The organism is uncultured Nocardioides sp. (genome assembly GCF_947489365.1).
Taxonomy (GTDB): Bacteria; Actinomycetota; Actinomycetes; order Propionibacteriales; family Nocardioidaceae; genus Nocardioides.
The window spans coordinates 168,502-191,836 of the sequence record NZ_CANLDB010000004.1 but is presented as its reverse complement, the minus strand read 5'-3'; the positions used below and the strand labels follow the sequence as shown (position 1 = coordinate 191,836).

Here is a 23,335-nt window from a genome sequence, read left to right as displayed (position 1 = left end):
GAGCAGGTGACCGACCCCGCCGGCCTGCTCGACGAGGCCCTGCTGACCGCGCCGCTGGAGCTGCGCGGACGCATTATGCCCGCGTCGAACGCCACCTTCCTCGGCGAGATCGAGGGCGTGCGGGTGGTCTACAAGCCCGTCGCGGGGGAGCGGCCCCTGTGGGACTTCCCCGACGGCACGCTCGCAGGCCGCGAGGTCGCGGCGTACCTGCTGTCCGAGGCGCTGGGCTGGGACGTCGTCCCGCCGACCGTCCTGCGCGACGGCCCCCACGGTCCGGGGATGGTCCAGCTCTGGCAGGACGTCGACGAGGCCCAGGACGCCGTCGACATCGTGGAGGCCGGCGACGTGCCCGAGGGGTGGCTGCACGTCTTCGACGGTCTCGACTCCGACGACCGCGACGTCTCCCTGGTCCACGAGGACTCCGACCCGCTGCGCCGGATGGCGGTCTTCGACGTCCTCGCCAACAACGCCGACCGCAAGGGCGGGCACGTGCTGGCGATGGCCGACGGCCACCGGTACGGCGTCGACCACGGCCTGACCTTCCACGTCGAGACCAAGCTCCGCACGGTCCTGTGGGGGTGGGTCGGCGAGCGGCTGGGCGAGGAGGAGCTCGACGGGGTGCGCCGGGTCGTGACCGACCTGAGCGAGACCCTGGACGGTCCGCTGGCGCTCGAGCTCGTCGAGCACGTCAGCGAGCCCGAGATCACGGTGCTGCTGCGACGCTGCCTGCGACTGCTGCGCACCGCGGAGATGCCGGCGCCGCGGGGGATGAGCCCCGCGATCCCGTGGCCGCCGTTCTGAGCCGGTCCCACTAGGCTCGGTCCCATGCGTTCGTGGACCTCCCCGTCGGTGCCCACCCTCGACGTGGCGGGTCCGCCGGTGGTGCTGCACGACGTGGCGTCGGGGGAGCGGCGTGAGACGCGGCCCGACGGCCCGGCGCGGCTCTACGTCTGCGGGATCACGCCGTACGACGCCACCCACATCGGCCACGCCGCGACGTACGTCGCGTTCGACCTGCTCGTCCGTGCCTGGCGCCACGCCGGGCACGACGTCGTCTACGTGCAGAACGTCACCGACGTCGACGACCCCCTGCTGGAGCGCGCTGAGGCCGTCGGCACCGACTGGCGGGCGCTGGCCGAGCGGGAGACCGAGCTGTTCCGCGAGGACATGACCGCCCTGCGCGTCGTCGCGCCCGACCACTTCGTCGGCGCCGTCGAGTCGATCCCGCTGGTCACCGACCTCATCGCCGAGCTCGAGACCGGCGGGTCGGTCTACCGCGTCGACGACGACCTCTACTTCTCCGTCACCGCCGACCCCGACTTCGGACAGGTCTCCGGCTGGAGCCGCGACGAGATGCTGCGGGTCTACCCCGAGCGTGGCGGCGACCCCGAGCGTCCCGGCAAGAAGGACCCCCTGGACTGCGTCGTGTGGCGCGCCGAGCGCCCGGGCGAGCCCGCCTGGGACTCCCGCCACGGCCGCGGCCGCCCCGGCTGGCACATCGAGTGCACCGCCATCGCCCGCGAGCACCTCGGCGGGGCGTTCGACGTCCAGGGCGGCGGCTCGGACCTCGTCTTCCCCCACCACGAGATGTGCGCCGCCGAGGCCCACGCGGCGACGCCCGGGACGGCGTTCGCGCAGCTGTACGCCCACGCCGGCATGGTCGCCTTCGACGGCGAGAAGATGTCGAAGTCGAAGGGCAACCTGGTCTTCGTCTCCGCGCTGCGCCACGCCGAGGTCGACCCGATGGCCGTCCGCCTGCGGCTGCTGCGCGAGCACTACCGCACCGACTGGGAGTGGACCGACCCCGACCTCTTCAGCGCCCTCGACCAGCTCGACACCTGGCGCCGCGCCGTCGCCGTCGGCTCCGGCGCCCCGTCCGAGCCCGTCGTCCGCGGGGTCCTCGCGGCCCTCGCCGACGACCTCGACGCCCCCACCGCCCTTGCGGTCGTCGACCGCTGGGCCGCCGACACCCTCGGTGTCGACGGCCTCGCCGACACCACCGACCGCCACGCCGGCGCCGCCGTCTCCGCCGTCGTCGACGCCGCCCTCGGCGTCCGCCTCTGACCCATCGTCCCGCCGGCCGCGCTCGTCGGTCTGGTTGAGAGGGTTGTCGTGGCCCCCGGCGTGCCGTTTCGTCACAAACGGTGGTCCACCGGGCCTCCAGGCCACCGTTTCTCGCAAATCGGGCCCGCGGCCGGCCGCCCGGGGCGCGCCGCGAGCCTGCGCGACGGCACAGACCGCCGAGCGGCGCACCGGCCCGATCGCACCGAACCGGGGTGGCTGCTGGCACCCCGTTTCGTCACAAACGGTGGTGAACCGGGCCTGCAGGCCACCGTTTCTCGCAAATCGGGCCCGCGGCCCGCCGAACCAGACCCGCCGAACCAGACCCGCCGAGCCGAACCGCGCCGCGCTCAGTCCGTGTCGCGCCGCTTGAGGTAGCGCTCGAACTCGCGGGCGATGGCCTCGCCGGACGCCTCGGGGAGCTCGGTGGTGTCGCGGGCCTCCTCGAGGGCCTTGACGTACTCGGCGACGTCCTCGTCCTCCTCGGCGAGCTCGTCGACGCCGCGCTCCCAGGCGCGGGACTCCTCGGGCAGGTCACCGAGCGGGACAGAGACGCCGAGGAGGTCCTCGACGTGGCCCAGCAGCGCCAGCGTCGCCTTGGGGCACGGCGGCTGCGCCACGTAGTGCGGCACCGCCGCCCAGTAGGAGACGTTGGGGATGTCGAGGCGTCCGCAGGCGTCGGAGAAGACCCCGACGATCCCGGTGGGCCCCTCGTACGTCGACGCCTCGACCTTCAGCTGGTCGAGCAGCTCCGGCTCGGTCGCCGTCCCGGTCACCGGCACCGGCCGGGTGTGCGGGGTGTCGGCGAGCAGGGCGCCGAGGGTGACGACGAGCGAGCTGCCGAGCTCGTCGCAGGCGGCGAGCAGCTCGGCGCAGAACTGACGCCACCGCATGTTCGGCTCGATCCCGCGCAGCAAGATGACGTCGCGGTGCAGGTCGGGCGGCGAGGCGATCGCGATCTGGGTGCTCGGCCAGGTGATCTGGCGGTGCCCGGCGGGGTCGGTGCCGACCAGGGGCCGGTGCATCTGGAAGTCGTAGAAGTCCTCGGGGTCGATCGCCCCCACGACCCGCGCGTCCCAGGCCCGGATGAGGTGGTCCACCACCCCCGACGCGGCGTCCGCGGCGTCGTTCCAGCCCTCGAAGGCGGCGATGACGACGGGGTCGACCAGCTCGCCGACGTCCTCGATCTCGATCACCCCTCCAGCCTAGGTGCCGGGCCGGCGCGGGCGGGGGCGCCGTCCGACGCGCGTTCACGATTACGTCACCTCGCGGCCCGGTGGGATCATGGAACGCGTGTCCACCGCTGTAGATCCGGGCACGGACGAGCTCGTCCGCCCCGACGCCACCGAGGCCCTGACGACTGCCCTGCGCCAGCGTCTGCTCGTGCTGGACGGCGCCATGGGCACCCTCATCCAGCGCCAGACCCTCGGCGAGGCCGACTACCGGGGCGAGCGCTTCGCCGACTGGCACCGCGACCTGCAGGGCGACAACGACCTGCTGAGCCTCACGCAGCCCGACCTGATCCGATCGCTGCACACCGAGTACCTCGACGCCGGCGCCGACATCGTCGAGACCAACACCTTCTCCGCCACGTCCATCGCCCAGGCCGACTACGGCCTCGAGGACGTCGCCTACGAGCTCAACCACGCCTCCGCGCGGCTGGCCCGCGAGGCCTGCGACGCCGTCGAGACCGAGGACCGGCCCCGCTGGGTCGCCGGCGCCATCGGCCCCACCAACCGCACCGGGTCCATCTCGCCCGACGTCAACGACCCCGGCGCCCGCAACGTGACGTACGACGAGCTGGTCACGGCCTACCACGAGGCCGCCTCGGGCCTGGTCGACGGCGGCGCCGACCTGCTGCTCATCGAGACCATCTTCGACACCCTCAACGCCCGGGCGGCGATCTTCGCGCTGGAGACCCTGTTCGAGGAGCGCGGCCGCCGCTGGCCGGTCGTCATCTCCGGCACGATCACCGACGCGTCCGGCCGCACCCTGTCGGGCCAGACCACCGAGGCGTTCTGGTACTCGGTGCGCCACGTGAAGCCCCTCGCGGTCGGCCTCAACTGCGCCCTGGGCGCCGAGGAGATGCGTCAGTACGTCGTCGAGCTCGGCCGGGTCGCGGACACGTTCGTGTCCTGCTACCCCAACGCGGGCCTGCCGAACGCGTTCGGTGAGTACGACCAGGACGCCGACGAGATGGCCGGCATCGTCGGCGAGTTCGCCTCGTCGGGCCTGGTCAACATCCTCGGCGGCTGCTGCGGCACCACCCCCGAGCACGTCGCCGCGCTCGCCCGCGCGGCCCGCGGCATGACCCCGCGCGAGCCCGCGACGCCCGCCCCGGCGCTGCGGCTGTCCGGCCTGGAGCCGCTGACCGTCGACGCGGACTCCCTCTTCCTCAACATCGGCGAGCGCACCAACATCACCGGCTCCGCCCGGTTCCGGCGGCTGATCCGCGACAACGACTACGACGCCGCGCTCGCGGTGGCCCTGCAGCAGGTCGAGAACGGCGCGCAGGTCATCGACGTCAACATGGACGAGGGCATGATCGACGGGGTCGCGGCCATGGACCGCTTCCTCAAGCTCATCGCCTCCGAGCCGGACATCAGCCGCGTCCCGGTCATGGTCGACTCCTCGAAGTGGGAGGTCATCGAGGCCGGGCTCAAGTGCGTCCAGGGCAAGCCGATCGTGAACTCGATCTCCCTGAAGGAGGGCGAGGAGGCGTTCCGCGCCCACGCCCACCTGTGCCGCAAGTACGGCGCCGCCGCGGTCGTCATGGCCTTCGACGAGGACGGCCAGGCCGACAACCTCGAGCGCCGCCAGGAGATCTGCGGTCGCGCCTACCGGATCCTGGTCGACGAGGTCGGCTTCGACCCGGAGGACATCATCTTCGACCCCAACGTCTTCGCCGTCGCCACGGGCATCCAGGAGCACGCCACCTACGGCTTGGACTTCATCGAGGGCACCCGCTGGATCAAGCAGAACCTCCCGGGCGCCCGCGTCTCGGGCGGCATCTCGAACGTCTCGTTCTCCTTCCGGGGCAACAACCCGGTCCGCGAGGCCATCCACGCCGTCTTCCTGCTGCACGCCATCGAGGCGGGCCTGGACATGGGCATCGTCAACGCCGGCGCCCTCGCCGTGTACGACGACGTCGACGTCGAGCTGCGCGACCGCATCGAGGACGTCATCCTCAACCGACGCCCCGACGCCGCCGAGCGGCTCCTCGAGGTCGCCGAGACCTACAACCAGGAGGCCGGCGAGGTCGAGGAGAAGGTCCTCGAGTGGCGCTCGCTGCCGGTGGGGGAGCGCATCACCCACGCCCTGGTGCAGGGCATCGACGCCCACGTCGAGGCCGACACCGAGGAGCTCCGCGGCGACATCGCGGCCCGCGGCGGCCGTCCGATCGAGGTCATCGAGGGACCCCTGATGGACGGCATGAACGTCGTCGGCGACCTCTTCGGCGCCGGGCGCATGTTCCTGCCGCAGGTGGTGAAGTCCGCGCGCGTGATGAAGAAGGCCGTCGCCTACCTCATCCCGTTCATCGAGGAGGAGAAGCTCCGGGACCCCTCGCTGGCCACCGCGAAGGAGACCAACGGCACGATCGTCCTGGCGACCGTGAAGGGCGACGTCCACGACATCGGCAAGAACATCGTCGGCGTCGTCCTGCAGTGCAACAACTACGAGGTCATCGACCTCGGCGTCATGGTGCCCGCCGCGAAGATCCTCGACGCCGCCGCCGAGCACGACGCCGACATCATCGGACTGTCCGGCCTCATCACCCCGTCCCTGGACGAGATGGTCGGCTTCGCCACCGAGATGCAGCGCCGCGGGATGGACATCCCGCTGCTGCTCGGCGGCGCGACCACCTCCCGGGCGCACACCGCGGTGAAGGTCGACCCGGCGTACGACGGGCCCGTGGTGTGGGTCAAGGACGCCTCCCGGTCGGTGCCCACCGCCTCGGCGCTGCTGCACGACGAGCGCCGCGCCACCCTGCTCGACAGCGTCAAGGCGGACTACGACGGCCTGCGGCAGCGTCACGCCGGCAAGCAGACCCGTCCGCTGGTCACCCTGGAGCAGGCCCGTGAGCGCGCCACCCCCATCGACTGGGAGGGCTACGAGCCCCCCGCGCCGGCGCAGCCCGGCGTCCACGTCATCGAGGACCAGGACCTCGCGGTGCTGCGGGACTACATCGACTGGCAGCCGTTCTTCAACGCCTGGGAGATGAAGGGCCGCTTCCCCGACATCCTGCACAACCCGACCACCGGCGAGACCGCGACGCGGCTGTACGAGGACGCCCAGCAGATGCTGGACGCGATGATCGCGGAGAAGTGGGTGACGGCGCGCGCCGTCTACGGCTTCTTCCCCGCCGCGGGCGTCGGCGACGACACCGAGCTGTACGCGGACGACGACCGCACCGAGGTCCTCGCCGTGCTGCACCACCTGCGCCAGCAGGGCGAGCACCGCCAGGGCGTGCCGAACCGCTCCCTGGCCGACTACGTCGCCCCGAAGGAGACCGGCCTTCCCGACCACGTCGGGGCGTTCGCCGTCACCGCCGGCATCGGGCTGGAGGAGCGGGTGAAGGCCTACCGGGCCGAGCACGACGACTACTCGGCGATCCTCATCGAGTCGCTCGCCGACCGGCTCGCCGAGGCGTTCGCGGAGTGGCTGCACGAGCACGTCCGCACCACGGCGTGGGCCCACGAGCCGTCCGAGAGCCTGTCGGCCGAGGACCTGATCGCCGAGCGGTACACCGGCATCCGCCCCGCGCCCGGCTACCCGGCCTGCCCGGAGCACACCGAGAAGCTCACCCTGTGGGACCTGCTCGACGTCGAGAAGAAGGCCGGCATCACGCTGACCGAGTCGATGGCGATGTGGCCCGGCGCGGCGGTGTCCGGCTGGTACTTCTCCCACCCCGCCTCGCAGTACTTCGTCGTGGGCCGGCTGGGACGCGACCAGGTCTCCGAGTACGCCGAGCGCAAGGGCTGGACGCTGGCCGAGGCCGAGAAGTGGCTCTCGCCGAGCCTGGGCTACGACCCCGATGAGTGAGCGGCCAGCCGAGCCAGCCGAGCCAGCCGGGCCGGCCGGGCCGCGGGCCCGCGCCGTCCTGTGGGACATGGACGGCACGCTCGTCGACACCGAGCCAGCCTGGATCGCCGCGGAGCACGCGCTCGTCACGGAGCACGGCGGGACCTGGACCCACGAGCACGCGATGGCGCTCGTGGGCGCGGACCTGCTGGACGCCGGCGCCTACCTGCGCGAGCACGGGGGAGTGGATCTCACCCCGCACCAGATCGTCGAGGAGCTCCTCGACCGTGTCGTCGGCGTGGTCACCGCCGACATCCCCTGGCGCCCGGGCGCACGCGAGCTGCTGGGCGCGGTCCGCGCGGCCGGCGTCCCCTGCGCGCTCGTGACGATGTCGTGGGAGCGGTTCGCCGCCCCGGTCGTCGCGGCGCTGCCGCCCGGGACCTTCGACGCGGTCGTCACCGGCGACGCCGTACGCCGGGGCAAGCCGCACCCCGACCCGTACCTGCGCGGCGCCGAGCTGCTCGGTCTCGACGCGGCGGACTGCGTCGCCGTCGAGGACTCCCCGACCGGCGCGGCCAGCGCCGTCGCCGCCGGGTGTCGGACCCTCGTCGTCCCCCACCACGTGCCGGTGGCGTCCGCGCCGGGGCTGGTGCACGCCGATTCGCTCGAAACGGTGTCCCTGGACGCCCTTCTCGGCCTCGCACCCGGCGCCCAGGAGTCTGTTAGCCGATCGTGACCTCGGTCGGGCGGTTCCGGGGTGACCCGGGACACGCCCGCGGACTAGATTCCGCGGCAGTCTGCTCGGGCGATTCGGTGTCTGGGCGCCAGGTCAAGAGGTGGCTCGTGGGTCTCAGCAGGAAAGTACGTCTGGCAACGGTCGGCCTCGCGGCCGGCGCGGTGATCCTCACGGGGTGCGCGGAGAGCGAGCGCGACTCGTCCTCCGGCGGCGGTGGCGAGGGCGACGGCGGGGGCACCTTCCGCTTCGCGGCCTCGGCCGAGCCCGTCTCGCTGGACCCGTTCTTCGCCTCCGACGGCGAGAGCTTTCGCGTCTCGCGGCAGATCTTCGAGGGCCTCGTCGGTGTCGAGCCCGGCACCGCCGACCCGGCCCCGACCGGCCTCGCGACCGAGTGGGAGTCCTCCGAGGACGGCCTGACCCACACCTTCACCCTCCGCGAGGGCGTCACCTTCCACGACGGCTCCGAGTTCAACGCCGACGCGGTCTGCTTCAACTTCGACCGCTGGTACAACATGCCGGAGTCCTCCCAGGTCGAGTCGCTGGCCTACTACTACGGCGCCCTGTTCGGCGGCTTCGCCACGGGCGACAACGCCGACAAGGCGATCTACGACTCGTGCGAGACCAACGGCGACACCGAGGCCACGATCACCCTCACCCAGCCGTTCTCGGGCTTCATCGCCGCGCTGTCCCTGCCGGCGTTCGCCATGCAGAGCCCGACGGCGCTGCAGGAGTTCCAGGACGACGGCGCGGAGAACCCGACGACCACCGAGTACGCGACCGCCGAGCCCAGCGGCACCGGCCCGTTCCAGCTCGAGGAGTGGAACCAGGGCACCGACGTCCGCCTCACCGCGTACGACGACTACTGGGGCGAGCCGTCCACCATCGACGAGGCCGTCGTCGTCCCGATCGCCGAGCCGCGCGGTCGCGCCGACGCCCTGCGCGCCGACGAGATCGACGGCTACGACCTCGTGGGCCCCGCCGACATCGGCGGGCTCGAGGACGAGGGCTACCAGGTCGTCAACCGCGACCCGTTCAACGTGCTCTACCTCGGCTTCAACCAGGCCAAGGCCCCGTTCGACGACATCAAGGTCCGCCAGGCGATCGCCTACGCGATCGACAAGGAGGAGGTCGTCAGCGCCTCCCTGCCCGAGGGCAGCGAGGTCGCCATCGAGTTCATGCCGCCGTCGGTGAGCGGCTGGGCCGACGACGTCGAGACCTACGACTACGACCCCGACCGGGCGCGCCAGCTGCTCGAGGAGGCGGGCGTCGCGGGCGACACGATCCAGTTCAACTACCCGACCGACGTGAGCCGACCGTACATGCCCTCGCCGGAGGACACCTTCAACGTGATCCGCACCCAGCTCGAGGAGGTGGGCCTCGACATCGAGCCCGTCGCCGACCGTTGGGACCCGGACTACCTGAACAAGATCCAGGGCTCGGAGAACCACGGCATCCACCTGCTCGGGTGGACCGGTGACTACAACGACACCGACAACTTCATCGGGCAGTTCTTCGGCTCGGAGAAGCCCGAGTGGGGCTTCAACGACCCGCAGCTGTTCCAGGGTCTCAGCGAGGCTCGTCAGGAGCCCAGCGTCGACGACGCCGCCCCGCTGTACGAGGACCTGAACCGCGAGGTCATGGAGCTGCTGCCCGGCGTCCCGCTGGCGCACCCGGTGCCGTCCCTCGCCTTCGGCCCCGGGGTCAGTGGCTACGAGGCCAGCCCCGTCCAGGACGAGGTCTGGAACACCGTCACCCTCGACTGAGCACCGTCCGCGCCCGTCCCCGGTCCGCCCGGGGACGGGCGCGGTCACGTCCGCTCCCCACCTCCCTCCCCCTGCCGGAAAGGCTCCTGACGCATGCTCCGCTTCGTGCTGCGACGCCTCGGACTCCTGGTCCCGGTGCTGATCGGCCTGTCGGTGCTGCTGTTCGCGTGGGTCCGTGCCCTGCCCGGCGACCCCGCCCGCGCCCTGCTCGGCGAGCGCGCCACGCCCGAGGCGGTCGAGCGGGTCCGGGCGGCGTACGGCTTCGACGACCCCCTGTGGCAGCAGTACTTCCGCTACGTCGGGTCGCTGCTGCGCGGCGACTTCGGCGCCTCGGTCCGCGACGGCCGGCCCGTGGTCGACACGTTCCTCGAGAAGTTCCCCGCCACCGCCGAGCTCGGCATCGCGGCCCTGCTGATCGCCGTGATCGTGGGCGTGCCGCTGGGCTACCTCGCCGCCCGCAACCAGGGCCGCGCGCTCGACACCTTCGTCGTCTCGGGCTCGCTGCTCGGCGTCGCCACCCCGGTGTTCTTCCTCGCGATCCTGCTCAAGCTGGTCTTCTCGACCTGGCTGGGCTGGCTGCCGTCGTCGCTGCGGCAGGACGTGACGATCGACGCCACGCACATCACGAACTTCTACGTCCTCGACGGGATCCTGACCCGGGAGTGGGACGCCGCCATCAACGCCGTGGCCCACCTCGTGCTGCCCAGCATCGCCCTGGCGACCATCCCGCTGGCGATCATCGTCCGCATCACCCGCGCGTCGGTGGCCGAGGTGATGAACGAGGACTTCGTCCGCACCGCCGAGTCCAAGGGGCTCTCCGCCGGCGTCGTCTCCCGCCGCCACGTGCTCCGCAACGCGCTGCTGCCGGTGGTCACCACCATCGGTCTCCAGGCGGGCCTGCTGTTCTCCGGGGCCGTGCTGACCGAGACGGTCTTCGGCCTGCAGGGGATCGGGCAGTACCTGTTCGAGTCCATCGGACGCCGCGACTACCCGGTGCTGCAGGGCTACATCCTGTTCATCGCGATCATCTACTCGCTGATCAACCTGTTGGTCGACCTCGCCTACGGCGTCATCGACCCGAGGGTGAGGGTCTCGTGACCATCCCGTTGCCGCCGTCCGGTGGAGGTGCCGTTTCTGCCGAAACGGCACCCGGCACGCCCGGCGCCGCCGGCCCCGGCACCTCCGACGAGGACCGCGGCGTCAGCCTGTGGCGCGGCGCGTTCCGGCGCCTGCGCCGCAACCCGACCGCCATCGTCGGCGCGGTGATCGTCCTGGCGTTCATCCTGGTCGCGCTGCTCGCGCCGCTGCTGACCGGCTACGAGCCCGGCGCGGCCCAGGACGCCGGCGAGATCACGCCCAGCAGCGTCCCCGGCCCGTCCGAGGACCACTGGCTCGGCCTCGACAGCTTCGGCTCCGACCTGTGGACCCAGCTCGTGTACGGCGCCCGCCAGTCGCTGATCTACGGCGTGGTGTCCACCGCGATCGGCCTGGCCGTCGGGACGGCGATGGGCGCCCTGGCGGGCGGGTTCGGCGCCGTCGGCGGCCGGGTCGGCCAGTGGGTCGACACCGCGGTCATGCGGGTCGTGGACATCTGGCTCTCCATCCCCAGCCTGCTGCTCGCCGTCAGCATCGCCGCGATCCTCACGCAGTCGGCGTACGCGGTGATGATCGCGATCGGCGCCGCGCAGGTCCCAATCTTCGCGCGGCTGCTGCGTGGCTCGATGCTGGCGCAGGGACGCTCCGACTACGTCCTCGCCGCGAGCGCACTCGGACTGCGGAAGCGGCGGATCGTGATGAGCCACGTCCTGCCGAACTCGGTCGGACCCACGATCGTCCAGGCCACGCTGAACCTGGCGACCGCCATCATCGAGGTCGCCGCCCTGTCCTACCTCGGGCTCGGCACCGCCGACCCCGCCGTCGCCGAGTGGGGTCGCATGCTGGTCGCGGCGCAGGACCGCTTCGACGAGTCCCCGCAGCTCGCGATCTACCCCGGTGTCGCGATCGCCATCACCGCCCTCGGGTTCACGCTGTTCGGTGAGGCGCTGCGCGAGGCCCTCGACCCGAGGACGCGGCGATGACCGGGCCCGCGCTGGAGAAGGAGCCCACCGTGAGCGACCACGGCGAGCCGCTGCTGTCGGTGCGCGACCTGTCGGTGACCTTCGGTCTGCGCGGCCAGCGCGCCGTCCGCGCCGTGGACGAGGTGTCGTTCGACATCCGCCCCGGCCAGCACGTCGGCCTGGTGGGGGAGTCCGGCAGCGGCAAGTCCGTCACCTCGCTGGCCCTGATGGGCCTGCTGCCCAAGCGCGGCGTCAAGGTCGGCGGCCAGGCGCTCTACCGCGGCGAGGACCTGCTGACCAAGGACCGCAAGGCCATGGCCGGCCTGCGGGGCCGCGAGATCGCCATGGTCTTCCAGGACCCCATGACCTCGCTCAACCCGGTCGTCCGGATCGGCGTGCAGCTGACGGAGGTGATCACCCGGCACACCGATTCGAACAAATCGGCAGCGCAGGACCGCGCCCGCGAGCTCCTGGCCCAGGTCGGCATCCCCGACCCCGGCCGACGGCTGCGGGAGTACCCCCACCAGCTGTCCGGGGGCATGCGCCAGCGCGTGCTGATCGCGATCGCGCTGGCGTGCCGGCCGCGGCTCCTGATCGCCGACGAGCCGACCACGGCGCTGGACGTCACCATCCAGGCCCAGGTGCTCGAGGTGCTCAAGGACCTCGTCGCCGACACCGACGCCGCGCTGCTGATGATCACCCACGACCTCGGCGTCGTCGCCGGCCTGTGCGACGAGGTGAACGTCATGTACTCCGGGCGGATCGTCGAGTCAGCGACCCGCGAGAAGCTGTTCGCCCGGCCCCGCCACCCCTACACCGGCGGACTGCTGGCGAGCATCCCGCGGCTCGACACCCCCCGGGGCCGCCCGCTGACGCCGATCCCCGGCTCACCGACCCAGACCCTGCCGTGGACCACCGGCTGCGCATTCGCACCCCGGTGCGCCAACGCTGCGGACGACTGCCGCACCACGGCCCCCGCCCTCCAGGCCGACGACCACGGGGAGCTGCGCTGCTTCCACCCCCTGGACGCCGACCGACCCGCCACCCCCGGGAGCGGCACATGAGCGACCTCAGCAAGCCGGCGGCGTCCTCCGGGGACGCCGTTTCGTCAGAAACGGCACCTCCGGCCCCCGACGTCCTGCTCAGGATTCGGGACCTCGAGGTGCACTTCCCGATCCGTGACGGGCTGATCCTGAACCGCACGGTCGGAGCGGTCCGGGCCGTCGACGGCGTCGACCTCGACGTCCCCCGTGGCGGCACCGTCGGGCTGGTGGGCGAGTCGGGCTGCGGCAAGTCGACGCTGGGTCGGGCCGTCCTCCGGCTCGTGGAGCCCACCGGTGGTCGGGTCGAGTTCGACGGCGTCGACGTGGCCTCCCTGAAGGGGGAGGCCCTGCGCGCCAAGCGCCAGGACATGCAGATGGTCTTCCAGGACCCGCTGGCCAGCCTGAACCCCCGCCAGAGCGTCGAGACCCTCCTGACCGAGCCGTTGCGGGCCCACCGGCGTCCGGTGTCCGACACCCGTGTCCGGGAGCTGCTGGACCAGGTGGGACTGCCGGCGTCCGCGTCGGCGAAGTACCCCCACGAGTTCTCCGGCGGACAGCGCCAGCGCATCGGCATCGCGCGCGCCCTCGCCCTGGAGCCGTCGTTCATCATCGCCGACGAGCCGGTCTCGGCGCTGGACGTGTCGATCCAGGCGCAGGTGCTGAACCTGCTCGAGGACCTCCAGCAGTCCCTCGGCCTGACCTATCTGGTCATCGCCCACGACCTGGCGGTGGTGCGCCACGTCTCCGACGTCGTGGCCGTGATGTACCTCGGCGGCATCGTCGAGCGCGCACCCTCCGACGACCTGTACGCCGAGCCGTTGCACCCGTACACGAAGGCGCTCATGTCGTCGGTCCCCGTGCCGGACCCAGTCATCGAGGCGACCCGGGAGCGGATCCTGCTCACCGGCGACCTGCCCTCACCGGCCGACCCGCCGACCGGCTGCCGCTTCCACACCCGCTGCCCCTTCCGGCAGGCGGAGCGCTGCGACACCGAGCGCCCCCAGCTCCGTGAGCTGCGCCCCGGCCACGCCGTGGCCTGCCACTACGCAGAGGAGATCCTCGCCGGCACCGTCACCCCGCACGAGGTGACGCCGGAGGAGGCCGCCGAGGTCTGACTCTCGGCGGCGTCCACGCGCGCGGCCAGTCACGCGGGCCCGCCGCCGGTGTGCCGTTTCTGCGCAAACGGCAGCGGTCGCGCCGGTCACGGCGCCGATTCGTGCAAAACGGCGGCGCAACAGGACCCGCCGGACCGCCGGCCGCGACGCCCTCAGGCGTCGGTGACGACCGACTCGTCGGCGTCGCTGCCCGCGTCGCCGCCGGCGTCGGTGTCCGCGGCGGGCGTCGGCAACGGCGGAGGCGTGCCGCCGTACGCCGGGCAGAGCGCCTGGTGGGCGCACCAGTCGCACAGGCGACCCGGGCTGGGCTGCCAGTCGCCGGTGCTCTCGGCATCGCGGATGGCGGCCCAGATGGCTTCGATCTTCCGCTCGGTGGCGAGGAGGTCCTGCTCGTCGGGGGCGTAGCGCAGGACCTCGCCGTTGCCGAGGTAGATCAGCTGCAGCATCGCCGGCACCTGGCCGCGCGTGCGCCACAGCACGAGCGCGTAGAACTTCAGCTGGAACAGCGCCCTCGCCTCGAAGAGCTCGCTGGGCGCCCGTCCGGTCTTGTAGTCGACGATCCGCACGAGACCGTCGGGGGAGACGTCGACGCGGTCCACGAAGCCCCGCAGCAGCAGCCGCGACTCCAGCACCGTCTCGACGTACAGCTCACGCTCCGCCGGCTCCAGCCGGGTCGGGTCCTCGAGGGTGAAGTAGGTGTCCAGCGCCCGCTCGCACGTCGCGAGCCACAGGTCCAGGGGTTGCACGACCGCCGTCGCCGCCTCCGGGTCGGCCTCGCACACCGCCTCCCAGGCCGGCCGCAGCAGGGCCCGCGCGCGCTCGGGGACGCGCTCGGCGGCCGGCAGGTCGAACAGGTCCTCCAGGACGCGGTGCACCACCGTCCCGCGCACCGCCTCCGGGGAGGACGGCTCGGGGAGCCTGTCGATGGTGCGGAAGCGGTACAGCAGCGGGCAGGTCGTGAAGTCCCCGGCCCGGCTCGGCGACAGCGAGCCGATCACCTCGACGCCGTCCACCGGCGTCGAGAGCAGCTCCGCGGGACCCATGGCTCGACAGTAGGCCAGCCCTCCGACACCACCCGGCTAGGCTCGGGGAGTGCCGGAGAACCGTGCCCACCCCCGCGGGACGATCCGGCTCGGCCGGGTCGCCGGCAGCGACGTGCTGGTGTCCGGCTCCTGGTTCCTCGTCGCTGCCTTGATCGCCGTCCTCGTCGCCCCCCGCGCGGAGCTGGTCGCCCCGGGCCTCGGGCCGTGGGCGTACGTCGTGGGGTTCGGCTTCGCCGTGCTGCTGTACGGCTCGGTGCTGCTCCACGAGGCCTCCCACGCGGTCGTCGCCCGGCTCTTCGGCTTCCGCGTCAGCGCCATCACGCTGCACTTCCTGGGCGGCATGACCGCGATCGAGGGCGAGGCACGCCGTCCCCGCCAGGAGTTCTGGATCGCCGTCGTCGGCCCTCTGACCTCCCTGGGGGTGGGCCTGGTGGCGCTCGCCGCCCTGCCCGTCACCCCCGACGGCATCCCGCGCCTCGCGGTCGAGGCGCTCGCGGGCGCGAACCTGCTGGTCGGCGTCCTCAACCTCGTGCCGGGCCTGCCCCTGGACGGCGGACGGGTGCTGAAGTCCGCGGTCTGGACCGTCAGCGGCGACCAGCACCGCGCCACCCTCGTCGCCGGGTGGGGCGGACGCGTCGTCGCGCTGCTCGTGCTGCTGTGGCCGGTCGCGCTCGAGCTCGGGTTCCGGCGTACGCCGCAGCTCATCGACTACGCCATCGCGTTCATCGTCGCGGTCTTCCTGTGGACCGGGGCCGGTGCCTCGATCACGTCGGCACGTGTCCGCAGCCGCCTGCCCGGGCTGGCCGCCCGCTCGCTGGCGCGCCGGTCCCTCACCGTCCCGGCGAACACGCCGGTCGCCGAGGCCGTCCGCCGCGCCCACGCCGCCGAGGCCGGCGGGATCGTCACCCTCGACGCCCACGGCGTGCCCACCGGACTGGTGAACGAGGCCGCCCTGGCGGCCGTCCCCGAGGACCGGCGGCCCTGGCTCCCGGTCTCGAGCGTGACCCGGACCCTGTCCGACCGGATCGCGCTGGCCGCCGACCTGACCGGCGAGGACCTCGTCGCGGCCCTCGGCCGGTCGCCGGCGCCGGAGTACCTCGTCGTCGAGCCCGACGGCCACCTCCACGGCGTCCTGGTCACCGCCGACGTCGAGCGGGCGTTCCGGCGCCTGGACCGCCGCTCCGGCCGCGACCCCGGGCGTACGACCGACGCCACCTCCCCGGCGAGGGCGACGACGACCGGCCACTAGCCTGCTGGCCATGTCCGAGCCGCATCCCGACCCGTCCGGCGACGCCGGTCACCCCCCTCTCGAGGCCGCGCCCGCGTGGGCCGGCGTACGCCGTGGCCCGCTGGCCGAGGGGGAGTGGATCCGACTGGTCGACACCAAGGGCCGGCGCCACAACTTCGAGCTCACGCCGGGCAAGCGGTTCTTCTCGAACCGGGGCCACATCGAGCACGACGACCTGATCGGTCGCGAGGAGGGCTTCGCGGTCACCTCGTCGGTGGGTGGGGAGTACGTCGTGTTCCGCCCGCTGCTCAGCGAGTTCGTCGTCTCGATGCCGCGTGGTGCGGCCGTGGTCTACCCGAAGGACTCCGCCCAGATCGTCGCGATGGTCGACGTCTTCCCCGGCGCCCACGTCATCGAGGCGGGAGTCGGCTCCGGCGCCCTGACCTGCTCGCTGCTGCGCGCCGTCGGACCGACCGGCCGGGTGATCTCCTACGAGCGACGCGAAGAGTTCGCCGACGTCGCGCACCGAAACGTCACCCAGTTCTTCGGCGGCGACCACCCGGCCTGGGACCTCCGGGTCGGCGACCTGGTCGAGGGCCTGCAGGAGACCGGCGAGCGGGCCGACCGCGTGGTGCTCGACATGCTCGCGCCCTGGGAGTGTGTCGACGACGTCGCCGACGCCCTGCTGCCCGGCGGGATCGTCTGCGCGTACGTCGCCACCACCACCCAGCTCTCCCGCGTCACCGAGACGCTCCGCGCCCACGGCGGGTTCACCGAGCCGCGGGCGTGGGAGTCGCTGGTCCGCGACTGGCACGTCGAGGGCCTCGCCGTACGCCCCGGCCACTCGATGACCGGCCACACCGCCTTCCTCGTCACCGCCCGCCGCATGGCACCCGGCGAGCAGGCACCCGCCAAGAAGCGCCGCCCGGCCCCCGGCGCCTACGGCGTCGACTACTCCGGCCCCCGCCCGCCCGACCTGCCGCCCCAGGTGATCTCCGAGGCCTACGACGCGCGCTGAGCTCTGGGTCGGTGGGCGTGGTCCGGCCCCGGTCGCGCGCCGTTTCGTCACAAACGGCGAGTCACGGCGCCGAACGGCTGCCGTTTGTGACAAAACGGCGGTCCTGCGGGCCCGGACGGCGTGCACCAGAGCCCTCGTCCGGGCACCGGAACCACCTGCCCGCGTGCCGCGGTGTGACGAGTTGATGACGTCCCGGCGTGTGAGACGTCCAACCTCGTGGCGACGGGGGACGGGGCAGTAATGTCCACAGTGAGCGGACCTACCGGAGGTGGTCGTCGTGCCCGAACAGCCTGAAGCCCAGACCGCGGCGGAGCTGCGCCGCCAGGTCGCGCACCTCGAGGCCGAGGTGGGGGACCTGCGCCGCCGGCTCGCGCCGAGCCGGATGTCGGGGTCGACGTCCGGCCTCGAGGCGCGGTTGAACGACACCGAGCGGTCGCTGGCGTCGGTGACCTCGCAGAACGAGCGGCTCGCCTCGACGCTGCGCGAGGCCCGCGACCAGATCACGAAGCTGAAGGAGGAGGTCGACCGGCTCGCCCAGCCGCCGGCGGGCTTCGGCACCTTCCTGACCCGCAACGACGACGACACCGTCGACGTGTTCACCGGGGGACGCAAGCTGCGGGTCAACGTCAGCCCGAACGTCGGGCTCGACGACCTGAGCCGCGGCCAGGAGGTGCTCCTCAACGAGGCCCTGAACGTCGTCGCCGCCTTCGACTACGAGCAGGTCGGCGAGGTCGTCATGCTCAAGGAGGTGTTGGCCGACGCCGAGCGCGTCCTGGTCATCGCGAACGCCGACGAGGAGCGCGTCGTCCGCCTGGCCGAGCCCCTGCGGCGCCCCGACGTGACGCTGCGCGCCGGGGACTCGCTCCTGCTCGACACCCGGTCCGGCTACGTCTACGAGGTCGTGCCCAAGTCGGAGGTCGAGGAGCTCGTCCTCGAGGAGGTGCCCGACATCGCGTACGAGTCCATCGGTGGGCTCGTCGGCCAGATCGAGCAGATCCGGGACGCGGTGGAGCTGCCGTACCTGCACCCCGAGATGTTCGTCGAGCACGAGCTGAAGCCGCCGAAGGGCGTGCTGCTGTACGGCCCACCCGGCTGCGGCAAGACCCTGATCGCCAAGGCGGTCGCGAACAGCCTGGCGAAGAAGGTCGCGGCCAAGACCGGCCAGGAGGGGAAGTCGTACTTCCTGAACATCAAGGGCCCCGAGCTGCTCAACAAGTACGTCGGGGAGACCGAGCGGCACATCCGGCTGGTGTTCCAGCGGGCCCGGGAGAAGGCGTCGATGGGGACGCCGGTCATCGTGTTCTTCGACGAGATGGACTCGCTGTTCCGCACCCGTGGCTCCGGGGTGTCCTCCGACGTGGAGAACACCATCGTCCCGCAGCTGCTCAGCGAGATCGACGGCGTCGAGACGCTCGAGAACGTGCTGGTCATCGGCGCCTCGAACCGTGAGGACATGATCGACCCCGCGATCCTGCGCCCCGGCCGGCTGGACGTGAAGATCAAGATCGAACGTCCGGACGCCGAGTCGGCGCGCGACATCTTCTCGAAGTACCTGACCGCGCGCCTGCCGCTGCACGCCGACGACCTCGGCGAGTTCGGGGGCGACCGCCAGGCCTGCGTCGAGGGCATGATCCGCGCCACCGTCGAGCGGATGTACACCGAGACCGACGAGAACCGGTTCCTCGAGGTCACCTACGCCAACGGGGACAAGGAGATCCTGTACTTCAAGGACTTCAACTCCGGCGCCATGATCCAGAACATCGTCGACCGGGCGAAGAAGATGGCCATCAAGGACCTCCTCGACCACGACCAGAAGGGTCTGCGGGTCCAGCACCTGCTGCAGGCCTGCGTCGACGAGTTCAAGGAGAACGAGGACCTCCCCAACACCACCAACCCCGACGACTGGGCACGTATCTCCGGCAAGAAGGGCGAGCGGATCGTCTTCATCCGCACCCTCATCACGGGCAAGCAGGGCACCGAGCCCGGCCGCTCCATCGACACGGTCTCGAACACCGGTCAGTACCTGTGACCGGGCCGGCGTCGGGCGACCCCGGCGCTGCCGTTTCTGCCGAAACGGTGGCTCCCGGACGCCCGGCGCCGCCGTTTCTGCCGAAACGGGGCCGGTCTGCGGTCCCAGCGCCGGCTCCGACCCGGGGACGCACCGATGGCTGAAGACATCGAGCGGACAGAGGCGGAGGCCCTGCTCGAGACGAGACGCGAGCTGGGGCCGGCGTCCGACCGGGAGCTGGTGGAGTCGTTCGCCGACCGGATCGAGAAGGCCGTCGAGGACCGGGTCGACGAGCGCTTGCGGCGTCGCGGCCGGCCCGACGAGCCCACGCCGTACGCCGGGGCACCCTCAGGCGGTGACAGGGGTCGGCAGTTCGCACTCGGGGTCGTCTCCCTCGTCGCGGGCATCCCCCTCACGATCGTGCCGATGGTGGCGACCGACGGCGGCCTGCCCGCAGTCGTGATCGCCTGGCTCGGCATCGTCGGCGTGAACGTCGCCCACGCGGCGTCGATCAACGGTCCGCGGCGTCGCCGTGACGAGTACCGGGACGCCTACCGGGACGACAGGCGTCGCTGAGCGCCGCAGCCCGGGCGGTCGGCCGCGTCCTCAGTAGGAGTGTGGCCGTTCCATCGTGGCGCGGACCCGCTCGGGGTCCCACTCCTCGCCCAGCCAGGCGAACAGGCCCTCGAGCACGCCGGGGTCGGCCACCCAGTCGTCGTAGTGGACCCGGTACGCCGCGTCGCCCAGGTCGGCGGCCAGGGCGAGCAGGTCGGCCTCGGTCTGCTCGAGCAGGGCCCGCGACTCGGGGTCCTTGCCCCACCACTTGCTGACCGAGACGGCGTCGAGGTCGCGGGTGTTCACGACGAACCGGGCGCCCGGGAACACCTCCTGCAGCCAGGCGACGTACCCCGGCGTGTCGGGCTCGTCCCAGCGGATCTCCTTGAACCCGGTGACCCGTGTGTCCTGCTCGGGACGCAGCAGGGAGTCGAGGGCGAGCTTGCGCTCCGCGAGGCGGGTGCGGCGGCTCGGCAGCTGGTCCATCCCGAAGAACGGGTGGGTGGTGTCGTTGCCGTCCTCGATGCCCTTGCGGCGGCGCTCGCGTCGCTGGTTGCGGCGGATCTTGTGGACGGCGGCGTCGTACTGCCAGACATGGCGCAGCGACTGCCGGTTCTCGCCGCGGATCAGGACGCCGGGGGTGCTGTTCAGGATCCCCTGCAGCAACGTCGAGCCGGAGCGTCCGTAGGTGACGATGAAGACGTAGCCGAGGTCGTCGGAGCCCTCGAGCCGCTTGATGCGGGCGCGCATCTGCCGGGTCCGCTCCTCGAGGCGACCCACCCGGGTCCGTGCCCGGTCGCGCTGCCGCTCGGCGACCTCGGCGCGCTCGCGCGCCGCTCCGAGCTCGGCGCGCAGGGTCTCCACCTCGCTGCGGCGGGCCGGGACCACGGTCCTCAGCCGGTTGCGGGTACGGCGCGCGACGCGTCGCGGCAGGTCTCCTCGCTCCACGGCGGCGAGTCTCCCACGTGCCGTTTCGCACGAATCGGCACCTTGGCGCCCCGAGCGGCCACCCCGCTGCCGCGTAGGCTCGCCGCATGAGCGTGCGCCGGGTGATGGGGACCGAGGTCGAGTACGGGATCACCGTCTCGGGCCAGCCGCACGCCAACCCGATGCTCGCGTCGTCGCAGGTCGTGAACGCCTACGCCTCAGCGTCTGCGAGGGCCCGGCGGGCACGGTGGGACTTCGAGGAGGAGTCGCCGCTGCGGGACGCCCGCGGCTTCGACATGAGCCGGCAGGTCGCGGACGCCTCCCAGCTCACCGACGAGGACCTGGGCCTCGCCAACATCATCCTCACCAACGGCGCCCGGCTGTACGTCGACCACGCCCACCCCGAGTTCTCCACCCCGGAGGTCACCGGGCCGCTTGACATCGTGCGCTGGGACAAGGCCGGCGAGCTGGTGATGCTGGACGCCGCGCGCCGGGCCGCGCAGCTGCCGGGTGGGGCGCCGATCGTGCTGTACAAGAACAACACCGACAACAAGGGCGCGTCGTACGGCGCCCACGAGAACTACCTGATGCGCCGCTCCACCCCGTTCGCCGACATCGTGCGGCACCTGACGCCATTCTTCGTGTCCCGGCAGGTGGTGTGCGGCGCCGGCCGGGTCGGGATCGGCCAGGACGGTCGGGACCACGGCTTCCAGATCAGCCAACGCGCCGACTTCTTCGAGGTCGAGGTGGGCCTCGAGACCACGCTGAAGCGCCCCATCATCAACACCCGCGACGAGCCCCACGCCGACCCGGACAAGTACCGGCGCCTGCACGTCATCCTGGGCGACGCGAACCTCGCCGAGACCTCGACGTACCTCAAGGTCGGCACCACGGCCCTCGTGCTCGCCATGATCGAGGACCGCTGGCTCGCCGGCGACCTGACCGTGGCCACGCCGGTCGCCGCGCTCCGCGAGGTCTCCCACGACCCGTCGCTGAAGCACCTGCTTCGCCTGACCGACGGTCGCCGTCTGACCGGCCTGCAGATGCAGATGGAGTACCTCGACCTCGCCCGCAAGTACGTCGAGGACCGGCTCGGCTCCGACGCGGACAGCCAGACCCTCGACGTGCTCGCCACGTGGGAGTCGGTGCTCACCCGGCTGGAGCAGGACCCGATGCAGCTCGCCGGCGAGCTCGATTGGGTCGCCAAGCTGCGGCTGCTGGAGCAGTACCGCTCCCGCGACGGCCTCGGCTGGGACGACGCCAAGCTCGCCCTGGTGGACCTGCAGTACTCCGACACCCGTCCCGAGAAGGGCCTGTACCACCGGCTCGTGGCCGGCGGCCGGATGCGCCGTCTGCTGGGCGACGAGGAGGTCGAGGCCGCGATGCACGAGCCGCCGACCGACACCCGGGCCTACTTCCGCGGCCGGTGCCTGGAGAAGTACGCCGACCAGGTCGCCGCCGCGTCCTGGGACTCCGTCATCTTCGACCTGCCGGGGCGCGACTCGCTGCAGCGGGTGCCGACCACCGACCCGCTGCGCGGCAGCAAGGCGCACGTCGGCGACCTGCTCGACCGCTGCGACGACGCCCAGCAGCTGGTCGACGCGCTCGCGGGCTGAGGTAACGCCCCCGCTGTCGGTCCCGCGCGCTAGGTTGGCGACGAGGTCGCGGGCACGCCGCCCGGACCGCAGGGACCGCCCGACGGGTGAAGGAGGTGTGCCGTGGCCCAGGAGCACAAGCAGCCCCGCAGGACCTCGCAGACCGAGGAGTCGACCGAGGAGACCGCCGAGGTCTCGACCGAGGCGACCGAGCGCAAGGACGCCCTCGACGACGACGTCGACAGCATCCTCGACGAGATCGACGAGGTGCTGGAGTCCAACGCCGAGGACTTCGTGAAGTCGTTCATCCAGAAGGGCGGCGAATGACCGCCGACGGCCCCCGTCTGCCCGCGGCGTACCTGGCCCCCGGCGGGTCGTCGTTCACCGACTTCCTCGCCTCCCAGGCGCCCGACCTGCTGCCCACCACCCGGGCGCTCCCGGCCGGGACGGCGGGGGAGGGGCTGACGCCCCACGCGACCACGATCGTCGCCGCGACGTTCCCCGGCGGCGTGGTCGTCGCCGGTGACCGCCGCGCCACGATGGGCAACGTCATCGCCCAGCGCGACATCGAGAAGGTCTTCCCCGCCGACGAGCACTCAGCGGTCGGCATCGCCGGCGCCGCGGGCATCGCGGTCGAGATGACGCGGCTGTTCCAGACCGAGCTCGAGCACTACGAGAAGATCGAGGGCGTCACGCTGTCGATGGACGGCAAGGCCAACCGCCTCGCCGCCCTGATCCGCGGCAACCTCGGCCTCGCCATGCAGGGCCTCGCGGTCGTCCCGCTGTTCGCCGGGTACGACGTCGACGCGGGCATCGGCCGGATCTTCTCCTACGACGCCACGGGCGGCCGGTACGAGGAGACCGCCTTCCACTCCACCGGGTCCGGGTCGGTGTTCGCCCGCGGGTCGCTGAAGAAGCTGTACCGCGACGACCTGACCCAGGACGAGTGCGTGCTCGCGACCGTGCAGGCGCTGTACGACGCCGCCGACGACGACTCCGCCACCGGCGGGCCCGACATCGCGCGACGGATCTTCCCGGTCGTCCACGTCATCACCGCCGACGGCGGGCGCCGCCTGCCCGACGCGGACGTCGCCGCCGTGGCCGACGTCGTGATCGCCGCCCGCATGCAGCGCCCCGACGGCCCGGCCGCCGCCCTGAGCTGAG

19 protein-coding genes are annotated in these 23,335 nt (G+C 72.3%); 16 read left to right on the top strand and 3 right to left on the bottom strand.

The features are described from left to right. Nucleotides 1-6: 6 nt before the first annotated feature. Together Q0858_RS13025 and mshC are read left to right on the top strand one after the other, a co-directional pair. Nucleotides 7-801 (top strand): SCO1664 family protein, encoded by a 795-nt coding sequence (locus Q0858_RS13025; protein ID WP_299055051.1) that lies wholly within the window; start codon nt 7-9, stop codon nt 799-801. A 24-nt stretch (nt 802-825) separates the two neighbouring features. Next, nucleotides 826-2,064: a cysteine--1-D-myo-inosityl 2-amino-2-deoxy-alpha-D-glucopyranoside ligase gene (mshC, locus tag Q0858_RS13020; RefSeq protein WP_299055049.1), complete on the top strand. Its 1,239-nt coding sequence runs from the start codon at nt 826-828 to the stop codon at nt 2,062-2,064. Between the two features lie 347 nt (nt 2,065-2,411). Here the strand turns inward: mshC and Q0858_RS13015 are convergent, their stop codons facing one another. After that, the gene (locus tag Q0858_RS13015) at nt 2,412-3,257 is read right to left on the bottom strand and encodes a PAC2 family protein (protein ID WP_299055047.1); all 846 of its coding nucleotides are present in this window, start codon (nt 3,255-3,257) and stop codon (nt 2,412-2,414) included. 97 nt (nt 3,258-3,354) lie between these two features. On the opposite strand from Q0858_RS13015, the gene metH reads away from it, so the two are divergent. The 7 genes from metH (at nt 3,355) to Q0858_RS12980 (ending at nt 13,797) form a co-directional block, all read left to right on the top strand. Continuing rightward, nucleotides 3,355-7,104, top strand: coding sequence for a methionine synthase (gene metH / locus Q0858_RS13010; RefSeq protein ID WP_299055044.1), 3,750 nt, complete (start codon nt 3,355-3,357; stop codon nt 7,102-7,104). Then, a complete protein-coding gene (locus tag Q0858_RS13005; protein ID WP_299055042.1) occupies nt 7,097-7,819 on the top strand; it encodes an HAD family phosphatase in 723 nt (240 codons plus the stop codon). Before metH ends, Q0858_RS13005 begins: the two co-directional genes overlap by 8 nt. Nucleotides 7,820-7,926: 107 nt before the next feature. Beyond that, nucleotides 7,927-9,582 carry an ABC transporter substrate-binding protein gene (locus Q0858_RS13000; protein ID WP_299055039.1) on the top strand — a complete coding sequence of 552 codons (1,656 nt, stop codon included), beginning with the start codon at nt 7,927-7,929 and terminating at the stop codon, nt 9,580-9,582. Between the two features lie 93 nt (nt 9,583-9,675). Further along, nucleotides 9,676-10,680, top strand: a complete 1,005-nt coding sequence (locus Q0858_RS12995) for an ABC transporter permease (protein WP_299055037.1) — start codon at nt 9,676-9,678, stop codon at nt 10,678-10,680. After that, nucleotides 10,677-11,660: an ABC transporter permease gene (locus Q0858_RS12990; protein WP_299055035.1), complete on the top strand. Its 984-nt coding sequence runs from the start codon at nt 10,677-10,679 to the stop codon at nt 11,658-11,660. The genes Q0858_RS12995 and Q0858_RS12990 overlap by 4 nt, the downstream gene beginning before the upstream one ends. After that, entirely contained in the window at nt 11,657-12,703 is a 1,047-nt protein-coding gene (locus tag Q0858_RS12985; RefSeq protein ID WP_299055032.1) for an ABC transporter ATP-binding protein, read from the top strand. The genes Q0858_RS12990 and Q0858_RS12985 overlap by 4 nt, the downstream gene beginning before the upstream one ends. Continuing rightward, nucleotides 12,700-13,797, top strand: coding sequence for an oligopeptide/dipeptide ABC transporter ATP-binding protein (locus tag Q0858_RS12980; RefSeq protein WP_299055030.1), 1,098 nt, complete (start codon nt 12,700-12,702; stop codon nt 13,795-13,797). Before Q0858_RS12985 ends, Q0858_RS12980 begins: the two co-directional genes overlap by 4 nt. Nucleotides 13,798-13,949: 152 nt before the next feature. Here Q0858_RS12980 and Q0858_RS12975 read toward each other — a convergent pair whose 3' ends face one another. Further along, entirely contained in the window at nt 13,950-14,840 is an 891-nt protein-coding gene (locus tag Q0858_RS12975) for a PD-(D/E)XK nuclease family protein (RefSeq protein WP_299055027.1), read from the bottom strand. A 49-nt stretch (nt 14,841-14,889) separates the two neighbouring features. Between Q0858_RS12975 and Q0858_RS12970 the strand changes: the two genes are divergently transcribed. The 4 genes from Q0858_RS12970 to Q0858_RS12955 all read left to right on the top strand — a co-directional run bounded on the left by Q0858_RS12970 (nt 14,890) and on the right by Q0858_RS12955 (nt 19,670). Further along, a complete protein-coding gene (locus Q0858_RS12970; RefSeq protein WP_299055024.1) occupies nt 14,890-16,089 on the top strand; it encodes a site-2 protease family protein in 1,200 nt (399 codons plus the stop codon). Between the two features lie 10 nt (nt 16,090-16,099). After that, nucleotides 16,100-17,086 carry a tRNA (adenine-N1)-methyltransferase gene (locus Q0858_RS12965; protein WP_299055021.1) on the top strand — a complete coding sequence of 329 codons (987 nt, stop codon included), beginning with the start codon at nt 16,100-16,102 and terminating at the stop codon, nt 17,084-17,086. 382 nt (nt 17,087-17,468) lie between these two features. Further along, nucleotides 17,469-19,115 (top strand): proteasome ATPase, encoded by a 1,647-nt coding sequence (gene arc / locus Q0858_RS12960; RefSeq protein ID WP_299055712.1) that lies wholly within the window; start codon nt 17,469-17,471, stop codon nt 19,113-19,115. Between the two features lie 135 nt (nt 19,116-19,250). Then, on the top strand, nt 19,251-19,670 hold the full coding sequence (locus Q0858_RS12955; protein WP_299055019.1) for a hypothetical protein: 420 nt from the start codon (nt 19,251-19,253) through the stop codon (nt 19,668-19,670). A 30-nt stretch (nt 19,671-19,700) separates the two neighbouring features. Here Q0858_RS12955 and Q0858_RS12950 read toward each other — a convergent pair whose 3' ends face one another. After that, the gene (locus Q0858_RS12950) at nt 19,701-20,597 is read right to left on the bottom strand and encodes a sulfotransferase (protein ID WP_299055017.1); all 897 of its coding nucleotides are present in this window, start codon (nt 20,595-20,597) and stop codon (nt 19,701-19,703) included. Between the two features lie 86 nt (nt 20,598-20,683). Between Q0858_RS12950 and dop the strand changes: the two genes are divergently transcribed. The 3 genes from dop (at nt 20,684) to prcB (ending at nt 23,334) form a co-directional block, all read left to right on the top strand. Next, a complete protein-coding gene (dop, locus tag Q0858_RS12945) occupies nt 20,684-22,192 on the top strand; it encodes a depupylase/deamidase Dop (protein ID WP_299055014.1) in 1,509 nt (502 codons plus the stop codon). Nucleotides 22,193-22,294: 102 nt separating this feature from the next. Continuing rightward, a complete protein-coding gene (locus Q0858_RS12940) occupies nt 22,295-22,498 on the top strand; it encodes a ubiquitin-like protein Pup (protein ID WP_299055012.1) in 204 nt (67 codons plus the stop codon). Next, entirely contained in the window at nt 22,495-23,334 is an 840-nt protein-coding gene (prcB, locus tag Q0858_RS12935; RefSeq protein ID WP_299055010.1) for a proteasome subunit beta, read from the top strand. Before Q0858_RS12940 ends, prcB begins: the two co-directional genes overlap by 4 nt. The last annotated feature ends 1 nt before the right edge of the window (nt 23,335 follow it).